Here is a 15701-nt window from a genome sequence, read left to right on the forward strand (position 1 = left end):
TCACACATCATGGGACCTGAAAGATGACACTGAGCTTGAATATTAAAAACCTGAATAAGTCTTATGGAAACAAACACGCACTTACCCAAGTAAACCTGCAAGCTAATTCCGGCGAGGTACTAGCCGTGCTTGGGAAAAATGGTGCGGGTAAAACTAGCCTCATTCAAAGCGTTCTTGGACTTCATACCTATCAAGCAGACTGTTTGGAAATATTAGGTGAAAAACAGGCCAACCATACCCGCTCGCAACACCTTAAAAGCCGCATAGGCGTGATGATGCAAGTTGGGTCATTGAACGCAAGCCTAAAGGTTTATGAACAACTCGATTTGTTTTCTAGCTATTACCCGACTGGATTAAGCGCGGAGAAATTAATCGAAAAATTTAAACTCGAAAATATCGCTCAGCAAAAATTCGGCAAAATTTCCGGCGGACAGCGCCAGCAAGTGCTATTTGCGATTGCTGTTACCGGCAACCCTGATCTTTTGTTTTTAGACGAACCGACGGTGGGAATGGACATTGAAGCTAGGTTCCAACTTTGGCAGCAAGTTGAACAAGCAAAAGCAGTAGGCGCCAGCATTGTACTTACCACTCACTATATAGAGGAGGCTGAACGCTTAGCAGACCGCGTAGCCATTTTAAGTGATGGTTCCATATTAAAGCAGGGAACCTTACAAGAAGTGATTGGCGAACATGATTCTCTAGAGTCCGCATACCTTGAATTTATCACCCAAAATCGTGAAACCAGCACTTCGGAGTCCACTCATGCATAACCAAAATATCTACCTCAAAGAAAGTTATTATGACTTGTTAAGCTTATGGCGCACCCCAGCATTTTTCTTGCCCGCCATTCTTTTTCCAGTGGTTTTCTACGTGTTCTTTGGCATTGTTTTTAATATGAGTTCGGGGCACGCCGAATACATGCTGGTGTCTTACGCATGCTTTGGCATGATGGGGCCTTCCATGTTCAATTATGCGACGGCGGTGGCTAGCGACCGAGCACACGGATGGCTTACTTTAAAGCGCACGTCTCCGATGCCGCTATCTGCATATATTGTGGCTAAGTTTTTCAGTAGTTTGGTTTTTGCAGCCTGTATCGCTCTTATTCTGTTTGTGGTTTCGGCAGTCTTTGCGAACGTGCAACTGTGGCCGTGGCAATGGGTTAGTTTATTCATCATTCTACTTTTGGGCACGCTTCCATTTGCACTCATTGGCTTATTACTAGGCCTGTGCCTTTCCGATAAAGCTGCGCCAGCGCTCGTTAACCTGATTTACCTACCGATGGCTTTCCTTTCAGGCCTTTGGATGCCTATTTCTATTCTTCCAGACTTCGTTGGCACTATTGCTCAGTGGCTTCCTGCTTACCATTATTCGCAGCTCGCACACGCAGTGATTGGTACTGACCAAGGGCAATCCTTGTTGCTGCATGTTACTTACTTAGTGGCTTTCTCAGCGGCAATGCTTGCTGTTGTGGCGTGGCGCTTTCAGCGCATGTCTAAATAAGGAGGGATGAACTATGAAAAAGATTTTTCTCATTATTGCAGTACTCGCAGTGTTCATTTCGGCTTTCGCATTACTGCCAACACCAGACCCAACTCCGGATGCGAAATCAAATAATTTTATTCTTGGACCTGTTCACATTTTCGATGGTCGTGATGCTATCCAGGAAAAGTTCATGGAAGTGAGAGACGGGCATATTTACGCATTGCACGAGTCGATGCCGGATAGCGATTTAGTTCACATCGATGGCCAAAGCCGCTGGGTAACTCCAGGGTTAATAGACGCTCACGTTCATGCGTGGGGCAACGCTTTAGTTCAAACCCTTTCTCGCGGTGTAACCACTGTTGTTGATATGTTTGGCGACCCCAACTTTTTGATGCAACACCGAGCCCAACGCGAAGTCTCCGAGTACACCCACAATGCTGATATTTTTGGTGCAGGGCTTTTAGTTACCGCGCCAGATGGACACGGCACCCAATATGGAATTTCGGTACCAACCATGAGTTCGCCAGACCAAGCAGAGCAACTTGTCGAGCAACGTATAGAGAGTGGTTCCGACTTTATTAAAATTGTTTACACCCGCGAAACCTCGACATACCAACATGCACCTTCTATTTCATTGGAAGAGCTAACCGCAGTAATCGAGGCAGCACATGCTAACGACATGCTGGCAATTGTTCACATTGCAGACCATGATTCAGCATTAGACGCAGTGAGAGCCGGAGCAGACGGTTTAGTGCATAGTTTTTTTGACCAAGTAGTTTCAGACGAACTAATTAGCCTCATGCAAGCAAACGGTACCTTTGTTATTCCTACCATGATTGTATACGAGGGCATGCTTCGCGATGAGTTGAACCAAGAGGTTTTGTATTCTAATGACTCATTAACTATAGAAAGATCAGCACGAAGCACATTGCAACGGAGCTTTGGAGCGGATAACCAATTCCCTGCGCATTTTTATAACAACCTGCTTGAGACAACAGGCAAAATGCATGAAGCGGGTATTCCTATTCTAGCGGGAAGCGACGCCCCCAACCCAAATACTGCTCATGGTTGGTCACTTATTACTGAAATGCTCATGCTACAAAAAGCTGGCATGCCTGCGGCAGAGGTTATCCGAGCTGCAACTGCAAATACAGCGCAGGCGTTTTCGTTAGAACACAGAGGAGTTATTCAACCCGGTGTACGGGCAGACTTCGTAGTACTGGACAGTTCACCTTTAACCGACCTAAGTGTGTTTTTAACACCGCATGAGGTTTGGAAAAATGGCTTTAGTGTAGCTACTCAGTGAGCTCTGTTTTGTGAGCCTTTTTAATGGCGTACATGCGTTGGTCTGCAAGTTCTAAAAGTGCCTTGGAAGTTTTTGCGTCTACCGGGTAATAAGCTACTCCAATACTAACACCCACTGGCTTAGGGCTTTTATATTGCTTAGCCAGTTTTTGGGTGGCGTCTTCAAAACGTTTCACAATTTCGTCGATGAAGGTTTTAGATTTAACACCATTGATTACAGCGACAAACTCGTCACCACCCACACGAGACAACACATCACTTTCACGTAACTCTGACTTCAATAAAACTGCTAACTCCACTAAGAAATCATCACCAGCAGCATGTCCCACATGATCATTCAGCGACTTGAAGTTATCTAAGTCAAAGTATAAAACCGCCGACAAATGTTCTTTATCCTCGCGGTAAGCTTCGCTACTAATAAGCTCTTCTAGTTCTCTATCTAGCGCCCTACGATTCAACAAGCCCGTAAGTGGATCTTCGTGCACCAAGCCCTCAAGTTTGTCTTGCTTTGCAATCAACTCCGAAATGTCATTGGACACGCCAATGTAGTGCGTAATTTCGCCGTCTTCACCCATCAAAGCGTCGATAGTCAACAATTGCGGAAAGGCTTCACCTGACTTCTTCCGATTCCACAGCTCCCCTTTCCAATGGCCCGTTTGGGTAATTTCTGCCCACATTGCTTGGTAGAATGATTTAGGTTGGCGACCCGAAGAAAGCATGGAAGGGTTGTTACCCACAACCTCTTCTTTGCTATACCCTGTGAGGTGTTCAAAGGCCTTATTTACGTCAGTAATTCGCGCTGAACTGTCCGCTATCATGACCGATTGGTTTGTTGCAGAAAATACGGCGGACATTAATTTCAGCTGCTCTCTTTGGCGCATTTCCTCGGTTACATCGTGTAAATAACCATGCCAAATAACAGAGCCGTCCTCCATTTTCTGTGGTGTCGATTTCCCTTCTACCCAAATCTCACCTTTTTGCGGATGGTTCACACGATAGCTTGCATTCCAATCTTGAGAATACTGCATCGATTTAGAAATGCTATTTTCTACTCTGTGTCGGTCTTTCGGCGACAGCACATCCATTACAATAGAGGCGTCTTCTATAATCTGTTCTGGCTTACAGCCATATATTTCTTCAACTTTCGCAGATGCAAATGGAAAGGATGCATTGCCTTGGCTATCGATTTTGTATTGGTATACGAAACCAGGAAGATTGTCGGTAAATAGCTCTAATTTTTGCTTTAGCCGCTCTATTTCTTTTTCTTTTTCCCACTGCTCGGTAATGTCTACATGAATGCCGTACATCCATTCGGGGTTACCGTCTTTGTCCCATGTGAAAACTTTACCCTTATCGAGCACTTTAACTAAGTGGCCTTGTTTGTGCCTCATACGTGCTTCACAAACATATTGCTCGGTTTTTCCAGTGAAGTGTTCTTGCAACTTTTGGTTGGACAATTCGAGATCTTCTTCGTGGGCAAAACTCATCCAAGTTTCAATGGAAACAGGAGAAATTTCACTAAGTGTATAACCAATAATATTGGCCCATGCTTCATTAAAACGCGTTTCCCCAGTTTGTACATTCCACACCCAAGTTCCGACGTTACCGCCTTCCAATATGAGATGGTTATCTTGCGCGAGTTGTTCGAAATCTCGGTTAGTCATGGCATACGACCAAGTATTTATATTAGCTTTCAATAATATCAGTTATAATATAATTTACTTTGAGTATTGTTGGATTGATTTATATCAACTCTTTAGTGCTTTTTTGTTGGTAGCATTAACAACTAGTAATGAAATTGAGCACGGGAACCTAACCCTTGAACATACACGCTTCTCATAGGAAAGATTTTAAACAAAGCCGCGCGCTCTTTTTAATTATGTTAGTTGTGGCAGCTTTTGGCTTTGTGGCTCAAATTAGCGGTGTATTTTCCATTCAGCCAGCATTTCTTGAATTACATACCATCTTTGAAATTAGCTCCGTGGTGGTTTCCGTACTTTTATTTTCTGTGGTTTGGAATACCCGTAGGTTCACCCAGTCATACAATTTGGTTGTGATGGGGTGTTTAATGCTAGTGGTGGCGATTTTAGACTTCTGCCACACCCTTTCCTACTCGGGAATGCCTAACTTTGTAACTCCTGCAGGGCCCGAGAAAGCAATCAATTTTTGGTTGGCCGCTCGATTAGCAGGCTCGATTGCTCTACTTATTTTGGCGGTTGCGCCATGGGTAAAAATACCCAAGTTTAATAGTTATAAGTTACTCAGTAGCATGCTGGTTCTGAGCTTGGTCGTTATTTACCTGGTGTTATTTCAACCACAACTTATCCCTGACACGTTCGATTCGACCACCGGGCTTACTTTCTTCAAAAAAAGCTTCGAGTATGTGCTTATTGCTATCAACGCATGCGCCGCGACCCTATTTTTTATTTCATTAAAAAACCGAAAAACGGGCACAAATAACAGCGCACTACTTAACGTAGCCTTGATTGTCATTATTAGTGAATATTTCTTCACGCTATACGCCGACGTAACTGATATTTTCAATCTTTTCGGACATGTTTTTAAATTATTTGCTTATCTGTTTTTATATCGAGCTGTGTTTGTGGAGGCTGTTACGCTGCCCTACGTGTCTCTTGCCGAAGCTAAACATCAACTTTCAGCCACTATCAGCACCCTGCCAGACTCTGTTTTTGAAATTACAAAAGACGGAGAAATTATTCACATTTATTCGAACCATGAAACGGCTGATTTAATACCCCAGGACCCGCTTGGTCAAAATATTTTTCAAATACTTCCCGACAAAGCAGGAAAGCAACTGAAAGTAGCAATGGTTCAAGCATTTCGTTCAGGTAAAAGTAAACGCAGTGTATTTGAGCTGTGCCACGAGTACTTTGTGGAAGCTTCCGTAGCACTAAATAAAAGCGCCCCTGGAGAACAAACTACATACCTCGTTGTCGCACGAAATATCTCAGACAGAGTTCAACAGTTGGAAGAAATAAGAACGCTGTCTATGGTGGTTGACCAAAGTCCTATTCCTATTTTAATTACCAATACCAAAGCCGAAATTGAATATGCAAACCAAGCTTATTCTCGCTTTTCTGGCTACTCCCTGCCTGAGCTTTTAGGGAAAAACCCCAATATAGTAGCCTCGGCAAAAAACAGACCTGCAATATACGAAGATATGTGGGAAAAATTAGTAAACAAAACCATGTGGCAAGGCGACATCATTAATGTCGATGCGCAAGGTAATGAGATAGTTCAACGAGCTACGATTTACCCCATTCACAATGAAGAAGGCGAAACCTATAAATACATTTCTTTCCAACCCGACGTTACCGAACTACTAGAAAGCCAAGCCCGTGTAGACCAACTTTTTTATTACGACGAAATCACCAAGCTACCCAATGGCAACGCGTTTGAGTCGACCTATGGCAACTTAAAAGAGCCTCAAGGAGCGGTTTTCTATATTGATTTAGATAACTTCAAACTCGTAAACGACGGATTAGGCATAGAGGTGGGTAACCATGTTTTATTCACGCTTGGGGAAGCAGTAGCAAGAGTTATGGCTAATCATGGTAAAGCTTTCCGACTCTCCGGAGATGTTTTCGCAGGCATTGCTCCAGAAACTCCAGCAAATGAGGCAGCGCAAATTGCCGATGAATTGCTTGCCGCCATTCGCAAGCCCATAAAGGTAAGCGCAGAAGTCATTGTGGTCACCGCGTCTATCGGTATTCATTTATACAAAAAGGTCATTCACTCGGTGGAAGACACGTTGCGTTCGGCAGAAGCAGCCATGTACCACGCAAAACAAAGCGGACGAAATAACTTCCAGTTTTTTGAACCACGGTTACAACAAGAAGCAAACCGACAGCTTCAAATTCTTAATGCGTTAAATTTCGCCATTGAAAAGAACGAATTTCATTTAGTATTCCAGCCGCAAGTACGAACTCACGAAACCGTTCCTTTTGGCGCGGAAGTTTTAGTGCGATGGGAGTCTTCAACGCTTGGCGTTGTGCCGCCTGGAGAATTTATTCCGCTTGCAGAAATGGGCGGCCTCATAGGCGATATAGACCGCTGGGTATTTTTAAATGCCGTACAGCAGCTACATGATTGGAAAGAGCAAGGTTTAAAAGACTTCCAACTGTCTATTAATTTGTCATCCGTGCGTTTTGAAGACCCCGAGCTTATCGATAAGTTATTGGCAAACTTAGAGCCGCTAAATGTAGAGCCTCATGAAATTGAGCTGGAATTAACCGAAACTTTGGCAATGCATCATCCAGAGCAAGCTTTAAAGACTATTCAAGCTTTGCGCGCCGAAGGATTCAAAATAGCGTTAGACGACTTCGGAACAGGGCACTCGTCAATTAGCTACTTGCAGCGTTTCGGTATAGACAAATTAAAAATAGACCGCTCGTTTGTGACCAATGTACATAAATCTCACAAAGGTATTTCGATTGCTCGCAGTATTATCGATCTGGCTCACGGCCTCGGCGTTAAAACTATTGCTGAAGGAGTGGAAACAAAAGAAGAGCTAGAGAAACTTACTGAACTCACCTGTGATGAAATACAGGGTTATTATTTCAGTAAGCCTCTTACTGCCAGAAAACTTTTTGCCTTCATTACCAGCCAGAATTCCGCTCAGTGAACAGCTGAACGTTTCTGGCTTAACGCAAATCAGCCAGTCGCAGCAGAAATTGCCGGCACGGTTGCCGCTATAATCACGGTAACCTCAATGGCAGCAATGATTTCTTTAGTCAGCTCACCGAACTGATTGCCTTTCGCGATATTCTCGATTGCTGCTTTGTGTTCTTTTAACTCTTTCTTGCTCAACGCTTTCCCAAGGATCTTAAGCGCTTTAGCGATAGAAATAAGCAAAACCATACGCGGGTCTGTATTCTCTGACGGCTTCATAATAGTGTCGCGTATGTCTTGAATAAGCTGGGCTTCTATTCGAGGTTGCTGTGATGTGTAGCGGCGCGCTTTGAAAACCCAAAGAACTTTATGAATTTCTTTCTCAACAATATGCTTTTCGGCCAAACTTTCAGCCACGCGGTGATTCAAGCCTTTCATAGCTGCCAGCTTAGTTACCCAGTGCTTTAACTTTCTATTTTTTTTAGACGCTCTAAGCTTCTCTATAACTTCCCTTAGCAATGGCTCGTCTGCGGTTGCGCCTTCTTTCAACACAACGATATTCTTTTTACCTTCAGTCAACTCAATTTGCTGCTCCAAAAGAAGCTCTGCAAGCATAGACGCTGCAATTCCATACTGTAGGAAGCCTACCTGAAGTCGGCCTTTTGCGCCGTGCAGAGCTAATAACACGAGCTTTTCATGTAATTTCAACGTGTCTAACATAAATGCGTTCTCCATTTGAGTAACGCCAACAGATTAGCACTGCTTGACGAATTCTGACATTTTTCAATTGAACCAAAATGTTTCAAAAAGCGACTAATATTCAATCAATATTCAAGGACGCTATTCCATGCATACTGTTAAATCGATCATCACGTTGGCTATTTTTTCCTTTTCAACCGCTGCTTTAAGTGTTCCCCAGCAAGAAAGCGACTGGATTACCGTTTTCGAAAACGACTCTATTCGTTTGCTCAGCCACGACATTGAAGATGCTTCAGAAATCCGTGCCAACCTACTAGAGGCAGAGCGCACCTTTACAGACTGGTTTGTAGCCCCTGAAAAAATAGATATTTTTATTAGCGATAGTCAGTCTACTTTAGGCTCACTGCCGGAGCTTCAAAGCTCTCGTCATTTAGCGCTTTCTCGTGAAACGTTAGCCGCAAAAAAGGGGCCAGACCGCACCTTCGCCGCAATCATTGCACACGAAACCTGTCATCTATGGTTTATCGACTATGTGACCAGTCAGGGCATTCCACAAACTAGCGGCGGACAAATTCCTGCATACGGGCACGGCCAAATTAACGACTGGCTAGACGAAACAATTGCAGTCGCATGTGAACAAGGTGATGTAGCACAAAGCCGTCGAGACCAGGACTTTCCCATTACACCGTTAGAGCAATACCTTACAAACAAACACCCCGTTTATGCACAAATAGAAGCTCGAGTTGCAGCGATATTGGCCGCACGCCAAGGCAACGGAAGCAGCCAGCAAACCATTCGCCTTACCACCGACGACAATGAATTGATCCACTTTTATCTGCAGTCTGCACATTTTGGCGACTTCATTTTTAGCCGCACAACCCCAGAACAACGTCAGCAACTTATTCGCTACGCACAGCCCGACTCGGATATTGAAAACCTTGCTTCATTTCTTGAATTTGACTCCATCGGCGCATTAAGCGAGGCATTTCAACGCTTCGTAGAGGATTAAAACAACTAAAACCAGCATTCAAAAAACAGACCTTAACGGTGTTGAGAATAATTTGCATTTAGATTATCATTCGCAAAATATTCGCTAACTAATCTGTTGAGGAGTTTATCGTGGGTAAGTTTTCAACCCTGACACTTGCATTATTTGTGGCTGGTTTACCGGTAACTGCTGTGCTTGCAGCCGACCAAGGTACTGAGGACACTATTGAACATATCGAGGTTCGTGGTCAGCAACAGTCTGGCTACCGTGTGCAAGACCAGCAGTCTAGTTCACGACTCGATTTAGATATGAAAGACACGCCACAAATGGTTTCAGTGATCAATGGCGAACGTATCGCAGACTTTCAACTTAACGACATCAACAGTTTGCTAGAGAACTCGGCTACGATTAACGTTGAGCAAGTTGAAACTGACCGCACTTACTACTCTTCTCGTGGCTTTGAACTCAATAACTTTCAAATCGACGGTTTAGGTCTTCCGCTTATTAATAGTAACTCTCATGGCCGCATGGACACCGCGCTATATGAGCGTGTTGAAATTGTGCATGGCGCAAACGGTATTATGACTGGTGTGGGAAGCCCTGCCGCAACCGTAAACATGGTTCGTAAGCGCCCACAGGCTGAAAACTCTGGCTCAGTGAGTTTTACTACAAGCTCTTGGAGCGGGCAGCGCGCAGAAGCAGACTTTTCCCGTGTACTTAATCGCTACTTGCGTGGTCGGGTTGTTTTAGTGAACGACGACTCTGAGTCTTATCTCGACCGTTACGAGAACTCAACGCAAGTAATTTATGGTGTGATCGACTTCGCGCCAGGTACGAATACGCTCATTACGATTGGTCATAGCGAGCACCGCAGTGAAACTGACGGAAATATGTGGGGTGCGCTAACCCTTCACTATGGCGACGGCACACCAACGAACTTTGATCGCTCAACTAACATTGCTGCCGACTGGTCTGAATGGAACGTTAAAGAGCAACGTAGCTTTATTGATGTAGAGTCAGTACTTAGCGAAAACACCACGCTTCGCGTGGCATACAACCGTGTTCGTACCGACGAAGACAGCATGTTGTTCTACACCTACCTTGCAGACACAAACCAAGGATTAAACCCAGACACCGGTTTAGGATTAATTGGTTATGGTAGTGAGTACGACTTAGACGACGAACAAGACACTTTTGATGCGTATCTAACCACTATGTTCGACGCTTTCGGTGAGTCACATCAATTTGTAGTCGGCGCAAACTACTCTCGCTTAGATTATGTAGACACGTCTTTATACGACTTCCATACAGGCAACGGCTTCCCTGCTATGCCTGCGCTTGAAGACTGGAATGGTAATACTCCGTTTCCAGAATTTACTGACGGCTTGGCTGGCAGTGTTATCGACAACACCCAACGGGCAATATATGCGCAGGCTCGTTTAGCGCTCTCATTAGATACTCACTTACTCATCGGTGGTCGCTACAACGAGTTTGAAACCGAAGGTGTAGGTTATGGCGTAGACGAAACCCGCGATGACGCTGAGTTTATCCCTTATATCGGTTTTACCCACATGTTTAGCCCGGAAACCACCGTATATGCCTCTTACACCGAAACATTTATGGCGCAGAACCAGAAAGACGAGAATTTTGAGCGTCTGCCTGCTTTAACGGGTAAAAATACCGAACTAGGCGTTAAAACAGAGCTATTTGACGGAAAAGCTCTATTTTCGGGAGCTATTTTCAATGTTGAACAAGAAAACCTAGCTGTTGCGAATGGTACGGTTGTAAACCCAGAAACCAATGCTCCTGAAACTATCTACCGTGCAGCAGACGGTGTGCGTAGCCGCGGTGTAGAAATGGAAATTGCGGGTGAATTAACGCGTGGTTTACAAGCGAGCGTGTCATTGACGTCATTTAATATCGACGGTGACGACATGGTTGCAGATTACACGCCTGAAAATTTGTTCCGCGCCAGCATGACCTATACCCCTGCAAGCATTGAAGCGTTGAAGTTAGGTGCTAGCTTCCAGTGGCAAGACACCATTAGCCGAGTGCAAGGCGTGGTTGGCGACTTTTACGCTAACGAAGGAGAAACGATTGTAACTACACAAGGTGCTTATGGACGCTTAAACCTAATGGCTAGTTACCAATTGAACGACAATTTACGTTTGTCATTTAATGCCAACAACGTACTCGACAAAAAGTACATCAATAGCTTGGTTTGGGCGCAAGGATACTACGGTGCGCCACGCAACTATTCAGCGTCGATTGCTTGGAGTTTTTAATCGAGTATGAGTGCTAGAAAAAAGTTACATCAATGGCACGGATGGGCGGGGATCATTTTAGTGGTCCCCTTTCTCGTTATTTGCCTAACCGGAAGTATTATTGTATTTAAAAAGGAGCTAGACGCGTGGCTTATGCCTGAAATAGCCACTCTAGAGCCTACAGAGCAAGCAAGGCTTCCACTCACTGAACTTACCGCTGAAGTGAATGAGCAGCTACCGAACTATGAAATTGGCAGCTGGGAGATATTTCCTGAAGGTCACGACGAAGCCGATCGTGTATTCGTCATAAAGAAAGGTACAGATGAGTGGCATAAAGCTTATTTAAACCCTTACACTGGAGAGCTTCAGGCGGGTCCAACCGAGTCTGGCCATTACCTAACAGATTGGCTAGTTGAGCTCCACTACACACTGTTATTGAATGATTTACCGTACGTAGACGAGCATTTAGGTCTTATTGTTTCGTTTATATTGGCTGTTTTCTTAGTCTTTATGGGAATCAGCGGTCTAATCATCTACCGGAAATTCTGGCTTCGTTTCTTCACACTCCGCTGGAACCAACGCTTGCTTGTGGTGTTTAGTGATTTACACAAAATGTTCGGTACTTTTGCGTCTCCAGTATTACTCGTATTGGGTATTACCGGCGGCTATTACAGCGCGATTATTTATTATGAAGAATGGAAAGAGCACGGTAGCGGTGAGCAACACCATATTATGACGGATCGGCTTTATAATTCGGAACTGAATATCGATGCTTTAGTAGCAGACAGTGAGCAACAAATAGAAGGCTTTAAGCCTACATATTTATTGTTTCCGTTTGAGCCAGAATTACCGTTTACTGTATTTGGTCGCGCACCAACCGCAAATCCATTGCTGAGCAACTATGGCAGTGTGTCCAATTACGACCCATGGACCGGCGAATACCAGAGCACCTACAATTTAAATGAACAGGGTGTCGGTATGAAAACTTTAGATAGCTTTAGGCGCCTTCACTTTGGTACATTTGCAGGCATGCCGATAAAAATACTCTGGAGCTTTGTTGGCGTTATACCACTTCTTTTAGCTGTTTCTGGAACGTACATGTGGCTAAAACGCAAAAGTTGGAAACGTCGAAGAAAGTCTAGATAACCAAGAACAAGAGCGCTATGAGCAAAGCTTTTAAAACCATTATCGCAGGGCTACAAGCCCTGCTTTTCGTCACAGTCGCCGGTATTTCTCCAACAGTATCTGCCGCGAATGAGGCAGATATTCATGCAGACTTTCAATTCAGCCAACACCCAGCCTCTATGCAGCAGCTACATGAAGCAAGAGAGGCGGCAATAAACTCGAGTAAGCCAATGCTATTGGTACTTGGTGCAGAGTGGTGCCACGATAGCCAGGCATTAGCTCAAGCCTTTTCAAGGCCCGATTTTCATCAACAACTGAATCAAAATTACCAAGTGCTTAGTGTAGATGTAGGATACTTAGAGGCCGGCTATGGCATTACTCAAACTTTTGGGTTACCAACGTTTTACGGAACGCCTACGGTGCTTATTGTTGATCCAAATACCAGCACCATTTTGAACAAAATTGACTTTCAGCAATGGACCAGCGCGGCTGCAAAGGCTGATGAAGATTACGAGTCTTATTTTATAGAGAAGAATTTTCCGGTGTATCAGCCTAGCAACATTAACCCAGAAACATTACAACGCATTTTGGCGTTTGAAGCAGAGCAGGCCGAGCGTGTCATGCACGGGTTTCAGATTGTAGGGCCACTATTGCGCCAATATATCGAGTCCGATCGCCAAGATCGCGACGAATTTTTAGCCGCTTGGAACGAGTTAAGCCCTTTTAGAAACGAAATACCACGGATGTTGGAGCAAGCCATTCAAACGCAAAGCATTGAGCCGCTGAAGGCTGCGGCACCACTGTCCTGGGAGTTAGCGCAGTAGGAACGCAATAACCGATTACAAACTGCACTTCTGTATAGACAAAATCTATTAGGCTATTCGAAAATAGCTTGTGCAAAAAAGTCCGATCAGGGTCTATAGTTTTCTTGCGAAGTTAATCCGTGTCGTAAATCTCTTATTCAAGAGTAAACACAAACTGGAGAAAACTATGGACAACAAGAAAGACGCATTAGGTAAATGCCCTGTAATGCATGGCTCGAATACTCGCATGGGCTCTACCGGCACAAAAAATTTAGACTGGTGGCCAAATCAACTGAATTTAAAAATTCTTCACCAAAATGACAAAAAGTCGAACCCACTAGGTGAAGACTTCAACTACCGCGAAGCTTTCAAGAAACTCGACTTAGCGGCTGTTAAAAAAGACCTTGAAGAGGTGATGACCGACTCAAAAGACTGGTGGCCTGCAGACCATGGTCATTACGGTCCTTTCATGATTCGTATGGCATGGCACGCTGCAGGTACTTATCGTACTGGCGACGGTCGTGGTGGTGCGTCTACGGGTAACCAACGGTTTGCACCGCTAAACAGTTGGCCAGACAACGGAAACCTAGACAAAGCTCGCCGCTTGCTATGGCCGGTGAAACAAAAGTATGGCAATAGCCTTTCTTGGGCTGACCTTTTCGTACTTGCAGGTAACGTTGCACTTGAATCTATGGGCTTTAAAACCTTTGGATTCGGTGGCGGCCGTGAAGACATTTGGGAACCAGAAGAAGACATCTATTGGGGTGCTGAAGACGAGTGGTTAGGTAATGTTCGTTACTCTGGCGACCGTAACCTAGAAGCGCCTCTAGCTGCCGTTCAAATGGGTCTTATTTATGTAAACCCAGAGGGGCCTGACGGTAACCCCGACCCTGTAGCTTCTGGCCGCGATATTCGCGACACCTTCGATCGCATGGCAATGAACGACTACGAAACAGTTGCGCTTACTGCTGGTGGTCACACCTTTGGTAAAACTCACGGCGCCGCACCTGATTCTAACTTAGGTCCGGAACCAGAAGCTGCTCCACTTGAAGAACAAGGCTTTGGTTGGAGAAACGCCCACGGTAAAGGTAAAGGCAGAGACACCATTACCAGTGGATTAGAGGGTGCATGGACACCAACGCCAACGCAGTGGGACGGAAAATACTTCGACGTGCTATTTGGTTACGACTGGGAGCTGACAAAAAGCCCAGCCGGAGCACATCAGTGGGTTCCTAAGAACTTGAAAGACGAAGATCACGCGCCGGACGTCGAAGATTCTTCGATTAAAACCAAGATCATGATGACAACTGCAGATATGGCTATGCGAGAAGACTCTGAATATCGCAAGATCTCAGAGAAGTTCCAGCAGAATCCTGAAGAATTTGCAGACGCATTTGCGCGTGCTTGGTTTAAGCTTACGCACCGGGACATGGGGCCAAAAGCTCGTTATTTAGGTCCAGAAGTTCCTGAAGAAGACCTAATCTGGCAAGATCCGGTTCCTGCGGTAGACCACGACTTAATCGACAGTAGCGACATTTCTAACCTGAAGAAAACCATTTTAGATTCAGGTTTGAGCAACCGCGAGTTGATTTACACAGCTTGGTCTTCTGCTTCCACGTTCCGCGGCTCTGACTGCCGAGGCGGTGCAAACGGTGCTCGTATTCGCTTAGCGCCAATGAACAGCTGGGAAGCAAACCAACCAGAGCAATTGAAGAAAGTGATCAGCACACTTGAAGGTATCCAGAAAGACTTTAATTCGAGTCAATCAGGTAACAAACAGGTGTCTGTTGCAGACTTAATTGTACTCGGTGGCTCAGCAGCAGTTGAAGCTGCAGCAAAAGAAGGCGGATTCAATATTGAAGTACCGTTTACACCAGGTCGTACCGATGCCACAGACGAACAAACTGACGCGGACTCATTCGATGTTCTAGAGCCAGAAGCAGACGGTTTCCGGAACTTCATGAAAAAAGCGTTTACGGTTCGTGCAGAAGAGATGCTGTTAGACAAAGCACAATTGTTAACCCTAACAGCACCAGAAATGACGGTTCTTGTAGGCGGCCTTCGCGTTCTAGACGCAAACTATGAAGGTAGCAAACATGGCGTATTCACTGACAAACCTGGCGTGTTAAGCAATGACTTCTTTGTGAACTTAACGGACATGGGAATTGAGTGGAAACCAACCAATGAACATGCTGAAGAGTTTGAAGCATTCGACCGCGCTACAGGTAAAGTGAAGTGGACAGGAACACGCGTAGACCTTGTGTTCGGTTCAAATTCGCAGCTTCGTGCACTTGCAGAAGTTTACGCTCAAAGTGACGCGAAAGAGAAGTTTGTTAAAGACTTCGTGGCAGCATGGACCAAGGTTATGAATGCTGACCGCTTTGACTTACTCGACTAAACGAA

At 44.9% G+C, this 15701-nt stretch carries 11 protein-coding genes; 9 read left to right on the top strand and 2 right to left on the bottom strand.

The genetic code is table 11. The features are described from left to right. Window positions 1-23 precede the first annotated feature (23 nt). The 3 genes from DQX04_RS08655 to DQX04_RS08665 are packed head-to-tail and all read left to right on the top strand — an operon-like array spanning window position 24 to window position 2788. Entirely contained in the window at window positions 24-770 is a 747-nt protein-coding gene (locus tag DQX04_RS08655; RefSeq protein WP_111915486.1) for an ABC transporter ATP-binding protein, read from the top strand. Beyond that, window positions 763-1500 carry an ABC transporter permease gene (locus DQX04_RS08660; protein ID WP_111915487.1) on the top strand — a complete coding sequence of 246 codons (738 nt, stop codon included), beginning with the start codon at window positions 763-765 and terminating at the stop codon, window positions 1498-1500. The genes DQX04_RS08655 and DQX04_RS08660 overlap by 8 nt, the downstream gene beginning before the upstream one ends. 13 nt (window positions 1501-1513) lie before the next feature. Continuing rightward, window positions 1514-2788 carry an amidohydrolase family protein gene (locus DQX04_RS08665; RefSeq protein ID WP_111915488.1) on the top strand — a complete coding sequence of 425 codons (1275 nt, stop codon included), beginning with the start codon at window positions 1514-1516 and terminating at the stop codon, window positions 2786-2788. Here the strand turns inward: DQX04_RS08665 and DQX04_RS08670 are convergent. Then, complete coding sequence (locus tag DQX04_RS08670) at window positions 2778-4451, bottom strand: sensor domain-containing diguanylate cyclase (protein ID WP_111915489.1); 1674 nt, start codon at window positions 4449-4451, stop codon at window positions 2778-2780. The genes DQX04_RS08665 and DQX04_RS08670 overlap by 11 nt on opposite strands. A gap of 215 nt (window positions 4452-4666) precedes the next feature. On the opposite strand from DQX04_RS08670, the gene DQX04_RS08675 reads away from it, so the two are divergent. Further along, entirely contained in the window at window positions 4667-7432 is a 2766-nt protein-coding gene (locus DQX04_RS08675; RefSeq protein ID WP_111915490.1) for an EAL domain-containing protein, read from the top strand. A 29-nt stretch (window positions 7433-7461) separates the two neighbouring features. On the opposite strand, the gene DQX04_RS08680 is transcribed toward DQX04_RS08675, so the two are convergent. Then, a complete protein-coding gene (locus tag DQX04_RS08680; protein WP_111915491.1) occupies window positions 7462-8154 on the bottom strand; it encodes a GPP34 family phosphoprotein in 693 nt (230 codons plus the stop codon). Window positions 8155-8266: 112 nt separating this feature from the next. Between DQX04_RS08680 and DQX04_RS08685 the strand changes: the two genes are divergently transcribed. The 5 genes from DQX04_RS08685 to katG all read left to right on the top strand — a co-directional run bounded on the left by DQX04_RS08685 (window position 8267) and on the right by katG (window position 15696). Further along, window positions 8267-9127 (top strand): hypothetical protein, encoded by an 861-nt coding sequence (locus tag DQX04_RS08685; RefSeq protein ID WP_111915492.1) that lies wholly within the window; start codon window positions 8267-8269, stop codon window positions 9125-9127. 110 nt (window positions 9128-9237) lie between these two features. After that, window positions 9238-11391, top strand: coding sequence for a TonB-dependent siderophore receptor (locus DQX04_RS08690; protein WP_207916293.1), 2154 nt, complete (start codon window positions 9238-9240; stop codon window positions 11389-11391). 6 nt (window positions 11392-11397) lie between these two features. Then, complete coding sequence (locus DQX04_RS08695) at window positions 11398-12516, top strand: PepSY domain-containing protein (protein WP_111915493.1); 1119 nt, start codon at window positions 11398-11400, stop codon at window positions 12514-12516. A 17-nt stretch (window positions 12517-12533) separates the two neighbouring features. Next, window positions 12534-13319 carry a thioredoxin family protein gene (locus DQX04_RS08700; protein ID WP_111915494.1) on the top strand — a complete coding sequence of 262 codons (786 nt, stop codon included), beginning with the start codon at window positions 12534-12536 and terminating at the stop codon, window positions 13317-13319. Window positions 13320-13485: 166 nt separating this feature from the next. Further along, window positions 13486-15696, top strand: coding sequence for a catalase/peroxidase HPI (katG, locus tag DQX04_RS08705; RefSeq protein WP_111915495.1), 2211 nt, complete (start codon window positions 13486-13488; stop codon window positions 15694-15696). Window positions 15697-15701: the final 5 nt, after the last annotated feature.

This window comes from Aliidiomarina sp. B3213, assembly GCF_003290085.1.
GTDB lineage: Bacteria > Pseudomonadota > Gammaproteobacteria > Enterobacterales > Alteromonadaceae > Aliidiomarina.